This window comes from Enterococcus rivorum (genome assembly GCF_001742285.1).
Taxonomy (GTDB): Bacteria; Bacillota; Bacilli; order Lactobacillales; family Enterococcaceae; genus Enterococcus_L; species Enterococcus_L rivorum.
Window position 1 is genome coordinate 43045 of the sequence record NZ_MIEK01000005.1, and the last position, 13676, is coordinate 56720.

The window sequence follows — 13676 nt, forward strand, 5'->3', positions numbered from 1 at the left end:
ATATCATAATTTGTGGTAGCAAACAAACTACCACCGAAGGGTGAGAACTATGAGAGCAGATTCAACATTAATTGAATGGTTATTGCATGAGCACAAAGAGAATGCAGCAAGTATAGCAAGAAATTCAGGTGTACCAGCGACAACGATTAAGGATCTGAAAAATGGGATCAGTAATATCAATAATTTTAGATTTGGCAACGCTGCTAAGTTAACCAGGTATGCTGAAACAAAGAAATTGGGAGATCCTAAAGTGAGTCAAGAAAAAATTGACTACTTGTTGGAAGAGTTTAAATTCAAAGGAAAAGAAATATCAGAAACGGAATTGTATAGATTAGCGTTAGATTACTATTTTGAATTAGTAAAAGGAAAATTTATTGAAATTAAATAATGACTATAAGGAGACGAAAGCATGACACAGAACAAATTAACGGACTTAAATAATCATTTGTTTGAACAAATTGAACGATTGAACGACGATGCTTTGAACATGGAAGAGCTAGAAAAGGAAATCAAGCGTGCGCAAGCAATGAAGGGTATTGCTGAGAAAATAATAGATAATGCGAATACAGTTATACGAGGTAGTCAACTGTACGATTTAGACTTTCCAAAAGCAACTAAGCCAAAAATGCTAGAGGGCTAAGACTATGATGAAATATACCGAGGCTCAAAAAAAGTTCATTAGAGAAATTGCTCCAGGCAGATATAATGATGAAATAGCAGCTGCATTTAACAAAAAATTTGGGCTGTCGATTACACCTGCTCAAATTAAAAATTATAAGAATAACCATAAGATTAAGAGTGGAACTTGTCGTAGAAGAAAAAACACAGGAGGAATTTTCACCCTCGAACAACAAGATTTTATTAGAGACAACGTTAAGAATAGATCCAACCAGGAATTGACGGATTTATTAAATTAAAATTTTCATACTAATTTTCAAGTCAAGCAGATTAAGGGGTGGAAACAAAATCATCGTGTTTCTAGTGGGTTGACAGGTTACTTTGAAAAAGGACATGTGCCAATTAACAAAGGAACTAAAGGAATGTATAACGTAGGTGGTAATAGCACCTCTTTCAAAAAAGGGGAAAAGCCAGTAACCTATAAACCTGTTGGTTCTGAAATGATTGATAAAGACGGGTATACATTAATTAAAGTAAAAGACGATGGACCGTATCAGGAACGTTGGGTGAATAAACAGCGTGTTATTTGGGAAAAAGAAAATGGACCTATCCCCAAAGGGCATGTGATCCTGTTTGCAGATGGAAATAAGGGAAATTTAGATATAGAAAACCTTATTCTTATTAGTCAGAGTCAACTCGTAAGACTGAATAAAAATGGTTGGATTGGCAAAAGTAAAGAAGTTACAGAAGTCGGCATAAAATTAGCAGATATAACTAGCATTATCGCTGCTAAGAAGAAATCTTTTAGTGAGTAAGTTTGGAGTTTGCCGAACAATCGCAATTCCTGATGGTGAAAATAGTTCGGCAATAGATCCAAATTCATATCCAAAAATTAAGGAAGTGAATTTATGGATGCAATTGAGAAATATGAACAACGATTGAAGGTCTATCAAGATCAATGGAATATTTTTGATGAAGATACTAGATCATGTCGTATATGTGGCTGTACATGGAATAACGCTTGCCCAGGTGGTTGTTACTGGATTACTAATGATTTGTGTAGCCAGTGTATCGAATATGCTGGATCAGACATTGATAAGGTAGAAAATGAATCATAATCAAAAAAGAACAAATAAGTATACCCTATTAGACGATTGAAAAACCGCTCTAATAGGGTATTTTTATGTGTTCAAAAGAGTTGTCTAAAAGTCGATTTTTTTATGATATAATGAGTGAGTAGAAAAGTTATGACGGTGGCGACTTCCGAAAGGGTGTGGTGCTTATGAATGTAAGTGCTGAAATCTATGAAAGGAGTAAGCCTTTTGTCTGCATTAGAGACAATTCAGCTCATTCTAAGCTTTAGCATGTTTGCTATTGCTCTGATTAAGCTAGTTGTTGACTTGCTAAAAAACGACAAAAAAAAATAACCGTTCATATCTTTGGCGAGATAACGGTTATTTTTAACCTATAAAAACTTGCTGCCGTCTTAAACGGTTCTACAAAAGAGGATATGTTAACGCATATCCTCTTTTTCTATTTCATTATAGCACTTTTTAGTGGGATTATCTAGTTTTCAATACATAAGGTCTATAATTGCTGAATCCGAACGTTAGAAATTCCTGAAGCTGAAAATTGTTCGGTATTAGATCCAAAAATAATATACATGGTCGCACGTTCGTTCGTGATTACTAAAATGTATTTTGTTTTCAGATAGCCACTTTTCTCGAAAAAAACCATTCAAAACTATTGCAAACTATTGCACAACTTGAAATGATATGCTATAATTAATTTATAGATAAGAGAAAGAGGGATGTACAGATGAAACAGTTAACGGATTTAGAAATTATCGACTTGATGGAAGAAGTAGAGAATCAATTGATGGAAAAGTATAATGCTACGATTGTTCTAACAGGTTATGGCAAGTATTTAGAAACATTCAACAACTATGATGCTGAAATACAACAATTGATTGTTAACAAGGATGTAAAAAAAGTTTTTAATAAAATAGAAACGAACTCACTTGATTATTTTGATATCGTTTTTAATTAAGGAGGGATCATGTCATGACTGTAAAAATTGACAGAGTAAAAGAGTTGAGAAAATTACTACAAGAAAACAAACTCAAAGTCAGCTATGTTTCAGAAAAGAGTGGTGTGAACCACACCACTCTTGGCAATCTAAAGAATGACAAAGTTTCTCCAGAAAAAATGTCTGAAGGGATGCTGACGAGATTATCAAATTTCGTAATTTCTCCAGACAATCCTTACAATAATAATCAGAATACAAGAGATGATTATTTTGGTCAGTTATTAGCTGTTTTAGAATTATTGCTTGCTAATACTCGATCAGGATACGGGATCACTCAAAGCGAATTGAAAGCATATAGTAAAAGACCAACTTCTACATTTCAAAAGATGCACGAAACATTAGTTTCAGCAAACTTACACACATACCTCGAATTACAAGATGAAGTAACGTCTATAGTGAGTAAATTTGATACTGAGGATTTTACAGATAAACCATTAGAGCCTAGTTACTTACTAGCATACTACAAGAAAAGAGCAGAATTAAAAGCAGATAAACAGTATTTTAAGTATATTAAACATTACGACAAAACAAACAAGAAAGAAGGAGAATAAAATGAAAAAATTGAACAGTTTAGAAGCTTTGGAATATGATGGTTTAATAGTTGCAAGTTCTGCAGACGAAAAAGAAGTTAACAAATCATTGGATACTGAAATCGAATTGACTTATGATCCAGAAAGTTTGAAAGTTTTCAGTGAATCAGGAACGTATATTGCAGATTTAAAAAAAATAGAAAGGGTTTAAAGAAAATCCATTATTTTAATTATATTCACTAAAAAGCTGTCTAACAGACATTAGACAGCAACCATTGAACTAAACCGACTAAAGTAAAATCCAACTGATAGGTTCATTATATCATTTCCCTGACAGTTGGGAAAGGAATGATTATTTTGAAACAGAAGCATAAAGATATTGATTGTAATGCTACGAGTTTTATGTGGCAAATTGTCAATGAGAGAAAAGAAAAAGAAGCAAATCCAACAAAACACGTTCTTTATTCAAAACTAACAGTAGTTAACCTAAAAAGAGGGGCAGCTGGGAATCTTTTATCCTATAATGATGCTTACTTGTATCATGAATACGGTGAACGTGATAATCAGTTAGGCATGTGGCATTATTCCTCTTTATCAAGGATTATTCATAAATATAGCTATCATTCCAAGCGTGGAAAGATAGAACAGGAATTAGATAAACTAATACCAAATGATGAATACTCATTTGAAAGAGTTCGCGAAATCTTAAAAATTGGAGTAGTTAGATACTTCAACAAAAGAAAGCTACCCTTACCAAAACAACGAGTACAAAATCGGATTAAAAATCTTTGCAATCAGTTTATTGCAGAAAGTCCAAAATATCATTATAAATTGACAAGGCAACAAAAATCCATGTTAAAAAGACTCTCTAAAAAAGGTCTTAAATATTGGAGAGAGAATGCTGAAAACAGAGACATATACTATAGCATTTATGTCTATTAAGATTAAAATTTTAGGGGTACATTGTTATGAATAGGGCGTCTATGACAAGCTTTCATGTGGTAAACAATGTATCGCAGCTAGTGTAAGTGAAATGATAGCTGTAGCTAGTTGTTCCCTAACCCTTTGTTGAAATACAAAGTGATCCTTATTATCAATATATGTAACAGATAGTAAGGATACCCTAGATGCGGATACAACACAGACATAAGGACTTGTCTACACTCCCAAAGAGGTGTTAAATTCCTCCTGTAGTTTCTGTCAAAAATCTGTTTAGATGTAAGATTTAGTACAGATACTCTGGTGAACAGCAGAACCGGAAGATTTTACTAATAAAATCTTTTAGCAGGATTACCAAAAGGTTCTATTTAAAAAATGGTGGGATTTCTGACTAGTAAATAGTACGATGTATAATTAAAAAAACTACTTAAAAAGAAAGGAAGAAAGCAGTAGTAGTCCATACATCAAGAAGTATTATTCTAAAAGTAAATTTTTCCATTTTTTATTATTTTATATATGATACAATTTAATAAAAAAGAAAAGGTGGAAAAAATGGGGAAATTTATATTTGACAAAGAGAAAATAATTCTAGAAAATTTTTTAGATCCAGAACTTGATTTAAACAAATCTAAGCCAACTAAAGATATTTCTAAATTGGCAATATTTGATACGTTTGAAGATGCGTTAGCATATGCAAAAGAGAGCGTATCAGAGCTAGAGGATGATGAATACTATTCCTTGTGCCAAGTGGATTTTGATTCGAGGGAAATTATTCAATATATTAATTTTACTACGTATTCAAACGTTGTTGATGGTCCAGGAACAGCTGCTGGAAAAGACTTAAAAAATATCTGGAGATAATAATTATATGCATGTGTCTAGCTCTGTTTAGAGCTAGTGGATTTAAATAGATGGTAAAATTATTTAAAAGATTGTTTCTTTTTAAAAAGAGACAATCTTTTTCGCTATCAATACTTATAGGAATTGATTTTTTTAAACGTATTAAATACACTAACCTTTACATGCTATCATTTATTACTATCAAAAAATCAAACAAACTTAGCTTTAAAAAATGGTTGGGAAAGAAGTTAATTGATCTCATAGATTTTATAAAAAGGGAATTTAAAAACTCCATTATTATGTGCAAAAAAAAAAGAAAAAATCGGCTCTAAAATTTTCTGAAAAAATCAACTAAATTCCTTGCTGTTTGATCCGTAAAAAAAGTAAAGTAATTGACATTTAAACTTATTTACTTTATGCTAACCTATAGATAGTCACAAATCGGTTACATTTGTGCTTGATTTTCAAATAAAAAAAGTTAGTGCTAGAACACTAACTTTTAAATAAAAATGTTGGGTTTGGACTAACTCACTATTTTCTTTTTTTGGACTCTTGATTTTACTTAGCAGGTAAGGACAAGAGTTTTTTTATTTGTCGTTTTTGTGGTCTAAAAAAAGCTTAGTGACTGCCAAAAGCACCATTACTGTTTCGTATGCGGACATGGCTAACACTCCTTTCTGAATCATGGATGAGTCGCCATTCCCAACATATTACCTAGTATATAATGTTTTTCTGAATTGTACAACTTAAATAGTGGTTTCCTAAGTAGTGACTTTCAGAGGTTGTTTAATATCTCCCAACTTGTTATCCAATTTTAAAATTCTTGAACGTCTCGCTGATTTCTTCTTCACGAATACCTATATAACGCTTCGTGATTTGTTGGGAAGTATGATTGAATATTTCCATTAGTGTCGCAATATCTTTTGTGCTGCGATAGTAATGATAGCCAAAAGTTTTTCGGACAGTGTGGGTTCCAATGTCTTTCCGATTTAAATTATTGGCCACTTTTTGATATAATTGATAGACCGTATTCACTTTAATCGGTTCATGTTTACCTTGACGACTTGGAAATAACCAGTCTTCAAGGTTTTTGTCTTTTGTAAAATCTTTTATTTCTTCCTGAAGGTTGGCCAAGAATAGAACTCTGGTCTTTCCAGTTTTCTTCTCTTTAATTTTTGGATTAATGGAAGCAGCAACGTCCGAAACTTTCAAACTCACGAGATCAGACATTCGCAAACCTGTATTGATCCCAAGCTTAAATAAAAAAACGTCTCGATCAGAATTTTTAGATCGACGCAACCAAAAGAGGAAATCTTGAATCTCGGTTTCAGTTCGTAACGGCTCCACATTCTCTTTTTTTCTCATAGTAAAAGCTCCAGTCTTTTATGTTTTTCAGTACATTATTTTATTTCTATTTTAACATAACTAGGTACTTGTGACGAATTGAAAAACATACCCTTTATTTTACTGGTTTTCACATACACGGTTTTAGCCAAAAGCGTGTACTGGAAATGGAGTTTCGACTTGACGAAATAACCTATATGGTTTATTATATATTTATAAACTATATAGGTTATGAAAGAAGGGGTGTAAAGATGGTTGATTTAACAGAACTAGGATTAATGACTGGTGCAGAAGCAAGTGAACGTTGGGGGTTCAATGCGTCCTATATTAAGCAAATGTGGGCTAAGTATCCTAATAAATTTTTAAAGGGATCAATTGTGACTATTGGAAATGTAAATAAGCCTACGATAGTAATATCACGTCAGGGAATGGAATATCTCACGAAAAAAACGGAACAGGAAGCAAATGCAGAATGTTGGAAGGTCATTGTTTTAAAAGATTCAAATATAGTTAATGAGCTAGTTGTCCATTCAGAAAAAGAGGCTCACATAAGAATGATGAGACTTGTTCGAGAATACGCAGAAGGTGTAGGGATCACTTCTAAAAATATTCCAAAATCAAAATATTTGGATGCTGCAAAGAAAAATCGAGGGATTAAGTTTGATTATGGATTAACGTTTTATTACAAAAAAGATTGCTAGTTAACATAAAATAATTAATAGACAGGAGAAAAAAATGGAAAAAGAAAAATTGTATAGTGTAGAGCTAACGGCGAGAGAAATTTGTGAGTTGGCTACGATGATTGGTATTACAGCGTGGAAAGTAGAAAAAGAATTAGAACGAATTACTCAGGAATGTGATGAATTTACTTCTGAAGGCTTTTTGTTAGAATATCCGAATGCGTTAATGACTCCTGATGAAAGATTAGCAGATATAGAGAAATCATTAAATGATAGAACTATAGACGTTAATAATATAGGGCCAATGTTTCAAAGGATAAGCACTGCCCAAAGAAAAATTGAAAATTTTGCTTCAATTGAAAAGTTTGAGCGTTCCATACATGCAATGGAACATATTGCTGATCTGTATAGTAAGGAATAGATTTAGGTATGCTTTTAAGGAAAGAAAATATGTAAGTAGCTAGAGGTAAAACTAGTTACTTTTTTTATACGCTCTTTTACTTAAAACCATGTACTTAAATATTTTTATCACAATCGCACTTAAGTGTTTACAAACGCACTAAAGTGCGATACAATGTGTATATAAGATAAAGAAGGGATATGATACAAATGGAAAAAGAAAAATGTTTAGAAGAAATAAAGATGAATGAAACGCTAAAAGGCGATCTAGTGGCGGTATTGATTCACTTAGTCAATTGTGGGTTTTTGATGAAAAAGAAAATTGAGTTGTCAAAAGCAACATATGTATATGTATTTGAGAGTGAAGAAGAACAAATTGAACTTTTTCGATCTGGCAAAAGAGTGAGAGAACCATTTACAAGTGATGTGTATGACATTACATATTGTGAGTGCCTATCAGATAGGGGGGAAGTTACGACAGTAATTTCAGTATATAAACCAGAATTTCAAACTACTGAGAAAGAATCTTCGGAATCGATAGAGTTGAAATTTATAGGATGTGACGATTGGGGTAGGGCAGTATACGAGGATTGCAACCAAAAATTATGGAAAGATATTGATACAGATTGTCATTTTCCTGCACTATATTCAATTTCAAATAATGATTTTGATGGAGAACCTGATCTGCCAATGAACAAAAAAATAAACGTAGTCTTTATTCCTCGTAGAATAAAAAAATAAAACTCCTGAACTGCTGTAACAGTCCAAGAGTATGAAATGTAACAACGAAAGTTGGGAAACTCGTTTGCTACTAATTAACTATATCAAATTAATTAGTAGCAAGCAATTCTGCTACTGTAAAGGAGAATTTTTATGTATGCGGATGGAAGTTTAGTTAAATGGTTACTTTTTGATGATCCTGATAGGGAGCCAAATTCTGATATTGCAGAAAAGAATGGGATCAAAAGCGAAACTAGCGTTCGTAAATTAAGAAGTGGAGAATCTTTAATAGAAAACATGAAATTCAAGAACGCTGCTGCAATGACCAAATACGCTGAAAAGAAAATCTATGGCGAATCAGACACAGAGGGAAAGATGCAGTGGCTATTAGATCAGTATGAGGAATCAGGGCATAAAATATCTAAGCATGAGTTAATAAAAAAAATGACAGACAGCTACTACGAATTAGCAAAAGGTCATTTTATTAACGAATTAAATGGAAAATAAAGGAGGAATATTTTTGAAAATAAATCTTAAAAAATACGTCGATGAGAAAAAAGTCACGCTTGAAGTAGTAGCAAAAGAAACAGGCGTTGAATTGGAAATGCTTCTAGAAATGTATAACAAAGGAACGTTTGACAGTGCAAAGTTAGGCGTAAATGGGTTAACTAACTTATTAATGTATTTCGAGATCACAAATGTAAACAATTTGATTCCTGAAATTCGATAGTCTATCAAAAGTCAGATCAAATCCAAAAAATCATATACGTTTTTCAGAGGATGATTCTAAGACGTTTTCAGATTTTTTAGGTGTACAAATACCTTAGAACGTCTTTAAAAGGAGGGCTAAAGATGGAGCTAACAGCAAATCAAGTCGGTATGATTTTACATGGCATGTATATGTCAGATTATTTTGAAACAGAAGACTTAGAAGACTCATTGCAACAGCTTATAAATGATAAAGAAACAACTATTGGAATTTCTATACAAGCAGACTTAATCAATTTATACACATTGTTAGAAGAAATTGATTTCGAGGAACGTATACCAGATTTCAATGAACGACAGAGAGCATTTGGAATAATAAGAGACTTTTATAGAATCATACAAGATAGAGAAATTTTTGATCTCAAAAAGGATCAGGATTGAAGGGGGATTTAAAGTGAAAACGACTATAACAGCAAGTGAAATAGCCCATTTAACAACAAGTGGAAAACTAGAAGCTATTGGTTATTCAAAGGAAACCATTTCTTCTTTTCTTGAAGGTGTTTCTTCTGAAAAGCATGAAGAAAGGTTGAAAGAAGAGCTGAATCATTGCCTACATGAATCATGCGAATGGAGCTAGTAATTTCTGAGACCTTATTTCCAAAATGTTCAGTATATATTTGTAGAAAGGAAAATTTCACAATGAAAGTAGAATACATGTTGTTAGGAGCCTTAATATATTTCATAGTATTATATGAAAAATAAATTGTTTTTAGGTCAAGATGCGTGCACATGGCTACAAGGTGATGATAAAAAAATGAACGTTTTAAAGGCTGTACTAAAAGATAAAAAAACAGTGATTGTTGATGAAACAGGAGAGTATGATTCGTTTAAATCCTCCTTGCCTAAAAATGTAACTATAGTTAAAAATCAGGCTGAAGCTGACGAAATTCTCAAAAAGGATTGAAAGGAGATATTAGCAGGTGAAACATAAATTAGGCGACTACCTTTATAAAAATGGGAATATTTATAAACTCGTTCCACATTGGGAAAATAATTTTGTTTCAGAATTCTATTCAATATTTTTAGAAGAAGCCACAGGAAAGATGTTCTGTAGCCCTTATTTAATAAAGGATGATGATTCAAGCTATAACACAGCAACGGAAGAACAAATAAAGAAGTTCGATTTGTCTGAAAAATTATATCAATAGTTCCCAAAAAGGATCAAAAAGAAAGTATGGTGGAAACTTATGAGCGATATTTTAAACAGAAATCATTTACTGAGTCAAGATCAATTAATTTTAGATCACGAGATTGAAAATATGGATGAAGAAAAGAAAGAGCGATTAAAAAAATCGTTAGCTAATGCTTCAAATACCTCCATTGACACTACAGTCATTTTTCAGTCAATAGAAGATTTAGAAAAACAATATGGACAAAGTGAATCTAAAAATATTCTCAAAAGGTATTAAGACTGAAGGAGTGAAGATTTATGGTAAAGGTAAATATTGATTGGATAGATTTTAGCAATAATTGGAAAGTTCCGAAAACAACTTTTGGGTTAGAAAATGAATTAGAAAAAATGAGGAATCAACATGCTAATGAAGTGATAAAGGAAAATAAACTGGAGAAATCAGGCATAAAATCTCTGCTTACTTTGTACTCTAAAAGTTACTTAAAGTAAGATTTAGCTTCTAAAAAGGGATAGGATGGGAGGGAATAAATGGAAAAATACAATGATTTTGCTTACTGGAGTTTAAATATATTAATAATTTTAGCGTTTGCTATATTATTCATTTACTTGTTGTGTCATTTTTTTGTTTGGTTCTGCAATGTTATAGGGTATTTATACGGAAAACACAAAGTCGGCTCGACAAGAAAATCAGAAAACGAATCAAAAATGGACTAACTGAGCTACTAAATAATCTCAAAAAGGATGAATGAACAGGAGATAAAAGATGATGGATGAGCGTTATATGGACAAATTTACTAGATTTAAAAATGAATTGCAGAATTTAATCTACAAATCTATTTACGATCTTAATAAAAAGTCGTACAGTTTTGAAAGCCAAGAATATCCTGATGTTGATGCAATTCTAATGCTTAGTCGATTTTTCACAAAGGATAAATATGAATTGTTGATGGAAAAAGTATACGAAAGACTAAGGCTTGAAAAAATGCCTATATATTTAGAGAAGGTTAGTAGTTACTATCAAGAGCCGAATGAAGATAGTTATAAAGCAATCGGTGAAATTATTATTCCTATAACAGAACAAGTTCTTGAAGAAATGAATACTAATGATTTGACAGCAGATGCCAATTCTAAGTGTTTAGAAACGAAAAGAATTAAAAGTAGATCTCATAGCAGATGGAATTGGAGATAGATTATCAAAAAGGATAAGGAGGATGAAGAACAATGAACACATATGAAACACACTGGACAACTGGAGCAAATCTGTTCGGTTACTATCAAGGTACTCAGACAGTCAGAGCGGAGAACGAAAAAGAAGCAAAAGCTCTTACTAAAATGAAAGTACTCTCAAAAACAGGACTTAGGAATGTATTAGTAGATAAAGTTCAGATAGTTCGTGATTAGATAGTGTTTTTGTTACAGCTGTAAAAATTAAGTTCGTAATTATAAAAAGGATAGTTCGGTTTCTTAATTAATCTTGTCCGGCTGAAGTTAAAAATATTCCAGGATATCCTTCTTAAAAGCGAATGATATTTAATGCCTGGTGAATGGCCAAACTAAAAATAACGAACTATATATAAAAAATGATCAGGGGGGATTAGAAGAATGAAAATTGAGGAAGCGAAAATACAAAATTTTTCTGACATGAAAAAAAGGCAACAAGAGTTTGATATGCAACTTACAAATCTCATTACTCGTTTAAAAAAGGCACACAAGCACATGGAATCAAGTGACTATATGGAGTTGGCTTCAGATATTGAATTGTTTTCAATGACTTTTATTCAAATATCAGAAGAGCTACGTTTAAAAGAATCTGTAAGAAAAATGTTAGCGACCTTAGAATAAATTATCAAAAAGGATCAATAACTTTAGGAGGAAATATGATGAAAAAACGTGCAAAATATCTAGCTCAACCTGGAAACATAACCGATGGATTTGACAAAGAAGAACAAGTCTTTTTAATTCTAGCTTATTAAATCAAAAGCTGCTTTGAAAATCTTGTTGCTAAAATAAGCGATACCGTGTATCATATATGTAAGCGGTGTCGCTTATTTTTCAGAGAAAGGAGGTAATGAGAGTAACTTTTCCGCTTTTTTTAAATCAGAAAGCTCTTATACTATTCGCTTAGTATAAGAGCCAATGTAACAAAGTGTTCTTAGGAAAATTTGCTACGATTAAAGTATATCAAATTTAATGGTAGCAGACAATTCATTACAAGTTACCAGGAACGAGTAGGTGAATGAAGTGGAAATCAATCTAGACACTGATGATCTGATGGCAGCCACTGAAGCGAGTGTTAGATGGGGGAAAAATGAAGGGTATGTAAGACAGCAGTTTGTAAAGTACCCTGAAAAATTTAAAAAAGGAACAATTAGAAAATTTGGGAAAACATATCTAATAACTCGTGAGGGGATGGAACATTTGGTAGGAATGACTGAGCTTGAAGCAAAAAATGAACGAAATAAGAGCAAGTAGGCTGTTAAAAATTAAAAAGGGAAGTGTATATTATGGAAGAATTTACTTTTGGTACACCAAAAGAAGAATCAAAAGAAATTGAACAACTGCTTGAAGTTAACACTCAAACAGTGGAAGAGATCCAACTAACTGATTCACAAGTAGAAGCAATTACTAGCTTAAAAGAACAAATAGATATCAATGATGTTTTAGGAGTTATGAATTATGGTGGAGTTGAACAAAAAAAACTATCTGAATTCTCGGATCAAGCATTAGTAAAGGTGAAAAGCAATGAGTTAGGGGACGTTGGGAAAATAATTAATGAACTGGTAACCGAACTAGAGAGCTTTTCTCCAGAAGAATCAGACAACATGTTTATAAAGCTTTTTAAACGTGGGAAGAATAAAGTGAATAGCATGTTAATCCAATTTGAAGATGTGAATAGTAATGTCGCACGTATTGTCAATAACTTAGAGGCTCACTATGTAACATTAACAAATGACATTATTAGCTTAGAGGAAATGTCTGAAGCAAACAAATTATTCTACCAAAAATTGTCAGTCTATGTGGAAGCCGGTCAAGAAAAAATTAGCGAACTCAAATTGACTACTTTGCCGGAACTACAGCAAAAAGCCCAAAGCCAAGAGCAAGAAAGTTTAAATGCGCTCTCCGATTTTTCAGATAAGCTTGTCCAATTTGAAAAAAAGGTACATGATTTAGACATGACAAAAATGATTAGTCAACAGATGGCCACACAAATCAGAATCATTCAAAATTCAAACAAGGCGATGGCCTACAAAATTCAGTCAACTATGAATAACACGATTCCTATGTGGAAACAGCAGATGGTGATTGCGTTATCGGCACAACATACTCTTTCGGCTATTGAGGCAGATAATGCTGTATCAGATATCACAAATGATCTGTTCAAAAAAAATGCTGAAAAAATCCACCATGTTTCTACTAAAGCAGCAGAATCGTCTGAAAAAAGCATTGTAGATATTGAAACATTAAAAGAAGTCAATGGTCAAACGATACTAGCTTTAAAAGACATTCAACAAATCCGAGAAAAAGGGATTGAAAATCGCCAACTAGCGCAAGAAGAAATGGCGAAAATGAGAACAGAGTTAGCACAAGCTTTGATAGATGTTTCAAAATAAGGAGTGG

29 protein-coding genes are annotated in these 13676 nt (G+C 32.4%); 27 read left to right on the top strand and 2 right to left on the bottom strand.

Annotation, left to right across the window (positions count from 1 at the left end; all coding sequences use genetic code 11):
• Window positions 1-49 precede the first annotated feature (49 nt).
• The 6 genes from BCR26_RS02755 (at window position 50) to BCR26_RS02775 (ending at window position 2045) form a co-directional block, all read left to right on the top strand.
• Complete coding sequence (locus BCR26_RS02755; protein WP_069697441.1) at window positions 50-388, top strand: hypothetical protein; 339 nt, start codon at window positions 50-52, stop codon at window positions 386-388.
• A 21-nt stretch (window positions 389-409) separates the two neighbouring features.
• Window positions 410-640, top strand: coding sequence for a hypothetical protein (locus tag BCR26_RS02760; RefSeq protein ID WP_069697442.1), 231 nt, complete (start codon window positions 410-412; stop codon window positions 638-640).
• Window positions 641-644: 4 nt separating this feature from the next.
• Entirely contained in the window at window positions 645-917 is a 273-nt protein-coding gene (locus BCR26_RS18895) for a hypothetical protein (RefSeq protein ID WP_245341869.1), read from the top strand.
• A 96-nt stretch (window positions 918-1013) separates the two neighbouring features.
• Window positions 1014-1433 (top strand): HNH endonuclease signature motif containing protein, encoded by a 420-nt coding sequence (locus BCR26_RS18900; protein WP_245676902.1) that lies wholly within the window; start codon window positions 1014-1016, stop codon window positions 1431-1433.
• Window positions 1434-1526: 93 nt separating this feature from the next.
• On the top strand, window positions 1527-1736 hold the full coding sequence (locus BCR26_RS02770; RefSeq protein WP_069697443.1) for a hypothetical protein: 210 nt from the start codon (window positions 1527-1529) through the stop codon (window positions 1734-1736).
• Between the two features lie 186 nt (window positions 1737-1922).
• A complete protein-coding gene (locus BCR26_RS02775) occupies window positions 1923-2045 on the top strand; it encodes a putative holin-like toxin (RefSeq protein WP_069697444.1) in 123 nt (40 codons plus the stop codon).
• 160 nt (window positions 2046-2205) lie between these two features.
• Here the strand turns inward: BCR26_RS02775 and BCR26_RS18700 are convergent, their stop codons facing one another.
• Window positions 2206-2355 carry a hypothetical protein gene (locus BCR26_RS18700; protein ID WP_211272278.1) on the bottom strand — a complete coding sequence of 50 codons (150 nt, stop codon included), beginning with the start codon at window positions 2353-2355 and terminating at the stop codon, window positions 2206-2208.
• An 81-nt stretch (window positions 2356-2436) separates the two neighbouring features.
• Between BCR26_RS18700 and BCR26_RS02780 the strand changes: the two genes are divergently transcribed.
• The 5 genes from BCR26_RS02780 (at window position 2437) to BCR26_RS02800 (ending at window position 5036) form a co-directional block, all read left to right on the top strand.
• Complete coding sequence (locus BCR26_RS02780; protein ID WP_069697445.1) at window positions 2437-2667, top strand: hypothetical protein; 231 nt, start codon at window positions 2437-2439, stop codon at window positions 2665-2667.
• 14 nt (window positions 2668-2681) lie between these two features.
• Window positions 2682-3257 carry a type I-C CRISPR-associated protein Cas8c/Csd1 gene (locus BCR26_RS02785; RefSeq protein ID WP_069697446.1) on the top strand — a complete coding sequence of 192 codons (576 nt, stop codon included), beginning with the start codon at window positions 2682-2684 and terminating at the stop codon, window positions 3255-3257.
• Window position 3258: 1 nt separating this feature from the next.
• Complete coding sequence (locus BCR26_RS02790; RefSeq protein ID WP_069697447.1) at window positions 3259-3447, top strand: hypothetical protein; 189 nt, start codon at window positions 3259-3261, stop codon at window positions 3445-3447.
• A gap of 137 nt (window positions 3448-3584) precedes the next feature.
• The gene (locus BCR26_RS02795) at window positions 3585-4178 is read left to right on the top strand and encodes a hypothetical protein (protein WP_139124861.1); all 594 of its coding nucleotides are present in this window, start codon (window positions 3585-3587) and stop codon (window positions 4176-4178) included.
• Window positions 4179-4718: 540 nt separating this feature from the next.
• On the top strand, window positions 4719-5036 hold the full coding sequence (locus tag BCR26_RS02800) for a hypothetical protein (RefSeq protein WP_211272279.1): 318 nt from the start codon (window positions 4719-4721) through the stop codon (window positions 5034-5036).
• A gap of 783 nt (window positions 5037-5819) precedes the next feature.
• Here the strand turns inward: BCR26_RS02800 and BCR26_RS02810 are convergent.
• Window positions 5820-6380: a tyrosine-type recombinase/integrase gene (locus tag BCR26_RS02810; protein WP_069697451.1), complete on the bottom strand. Its 561-nt coding sequence runs from the start codon at window positions 6378-6380 to the stop codon at window positions 5820-5822.
• Between the two features lie 230 nt (window positions 6381-6610).
• Here BCR26_RS02810 and BCR26_RS02815 point away from each other — a divergent pair, with 230 nt between their 5' ends.
• From BCR26_RS02815 to BCR26_RS02895, 16 genes are all read left to right on the top strand, one after another.
• Window positions 6611-7060, top strand: coding sequence for a helix-turn-helix domain-containing protein (locus tag BCR26_RS02815; RefSeq protein ID WP_069697452.1), 450 nt, complete (start codon window positions 6611-6613; stop codon window positions 7058-7060).
• Window positions 7061-7094: 34 nt separating this feature from the next.
• Window positions 7095-7460 (top strand): hypothetical protein, encoded by a 366-nt coding sequence (locus BCR26_RS02820; RefSeq protein WP_069697453.1) that lies wholly within the window; start codon window positions 7095-7097, stop codon window positions 7458-7460.
• Window positions 7461-7648: 188 nt separating this feature from the next.
• Window positions 7649-8179: a hypothetical protein gene (locus BCR26_RS18705; RefSeq protein ID WP_209591816.1), complete on the top strand. Its 531-nt coding sequence runs from the start codon at window positions 7649-7651 to the stop codon at window positions 8177-8179.
• A gap of 132 nt (window positions 8180-8311) precedes the next feature.
• Window positions 8312-8665 (top strand): hypothetical protein, encoded by a 354-nt coding sequence (locus BCR26_RS02830; RefSeq protein WP_069697454.1) that lies wholly within the window; start codon window positions 8312-8314, stop codon window positions 8663-8665.
• Window positions 8666-8678: 13 nt separating this feature from the next.
• Window positions 8679-8888 (top strand): hypothetical protein, encoded by a 210-nt coding sequence (locus tag BCR26_RS02835; protein WP_069697455.1) that lies wholly within the window; start codon window positions 8679-8681, stop codon window positions 8886-8888.
• A 122-nt stretch (window positions 8889-9010) separates the two neighbouring features.
• Complete coding sequence (locus tag BCR26_RS02840; RefSeq protein ID WP_069697456.1) at window positions 9011-9307, top strand: hypothetical protein; 297 nt, start codon at window positions 9011-9013, stop codon at window positions 9305-9307.
• A 13-nt stretch (window positions 9308-9320) separates the two neighbouring features.
• On the top strand, window positions 9321-9503 hold the full coding sequence (locus BCR26_RS02845; protein ID WP_069697457.1) for a hypothetical protein: 183 nt from the start codon (window positions 9321-9323) through the stop codon (window positions 9501-9503).
• A gap of 114 nt (window positions 9504-9617) precedes the next feature.
• Window positions 9618-9830 (top strand): hypothetical protein, encoded by a 213-nt coding sequence (locus BCR26_RS02850; protein WP_069697458.1) that lies wholly within the window; start codon window positions 9618-9620, stop codon window positions 9828-9830.
• Between the two features lie 16 nt (window positions 9831-9846).
• Window positions 9847-10074, top strand: coding sequence for a hypothetical protein (locus BCR26_RS02855; protein WP_069697459.1), 228 nt, complete (start codon window positions 9847-9849; stop codon window positions 10072-10074).
• Between the two features lie 39 nt (window positions 10075-10113).
• Window positions 10114-10335 carry a TraM recognition domain-containing protein gene (locus BCR26_RS02860; protein WP_069697460.1) on the top strand — a complete coding sequence of 74 codons (222 nt, stop codon included), beginning with the start codon at window positions 10114-10116 and terminating at the stop codon, window positions 10333-10335.
• Window positions 10336-10355: 20 nt separating this feature from the next.
• A complete protein-coding gene (locus BCR26_RS02865; protein WP_069697461.1) occupies window positions 10356-10547 on the top strand; it encodes a hypothetical protein in 192 nt (63 codons plus the stop codon).
• Window positions 10548-10821: 274 nt separating this feature from the next.
• The gene (locus BCR26_RS02875; protein WP_069697463.1) at window positions 10822-11247 is read left to right on the top strand and encodes a hypothetical protein; all 426 of its coding nucleotides are present in this window, start codon (window positions 10822-10824) and stop codon (window positions 11245-11247) included.
• Between the two features lie 32 nt (window positions 11248-11279).
• Window positions 11280-11459, top strand: a complete 180-nt coding sequence (locus tag BCR26_RS02880; RefSeq protein WP_069697464.1) for a hypothetical protein — start codon at window positions 11280-11282, stop codon at window positions 11457-11459.
• Between the two features lie 201 nt (window positions 11460-11660).
• A complete protein-coding gene (locus BCR26_RS02885) occupies window positions 11661-11900 on the top strand; it encodes a hypothetical protein (protein ID WP_069697465.1) in 240 nt (79 codons plus the stop codon).
• Window positions 11901-12299: 399 nt separating this feature from the next.
• The gene (locus tag BCR26_RS02890; protein WP_245676904.1) at window positions 12300-12530 is read left to right on the top strand and encodes a helix-turn-helix domain-containing protein; all 231 of its coding nucleotides are present in this window, start codon (window positions 12300-12302) and stop codon (window positions 12528-12530) included.
• 32 nt (window positions 12531-12562) lie between these two features.
• Complete coding sequence (locus tag BCR26_RS02895) at window positions 12563-13669, top strand: toxic anion resistance protein (protein ID WP_069697466.1); 1107 nt, start codon at window positions 12563-12565, stop codon at window positions 13667-13669.
• Window positions 13670-13676: the final 7 nt, after the last annotated feature.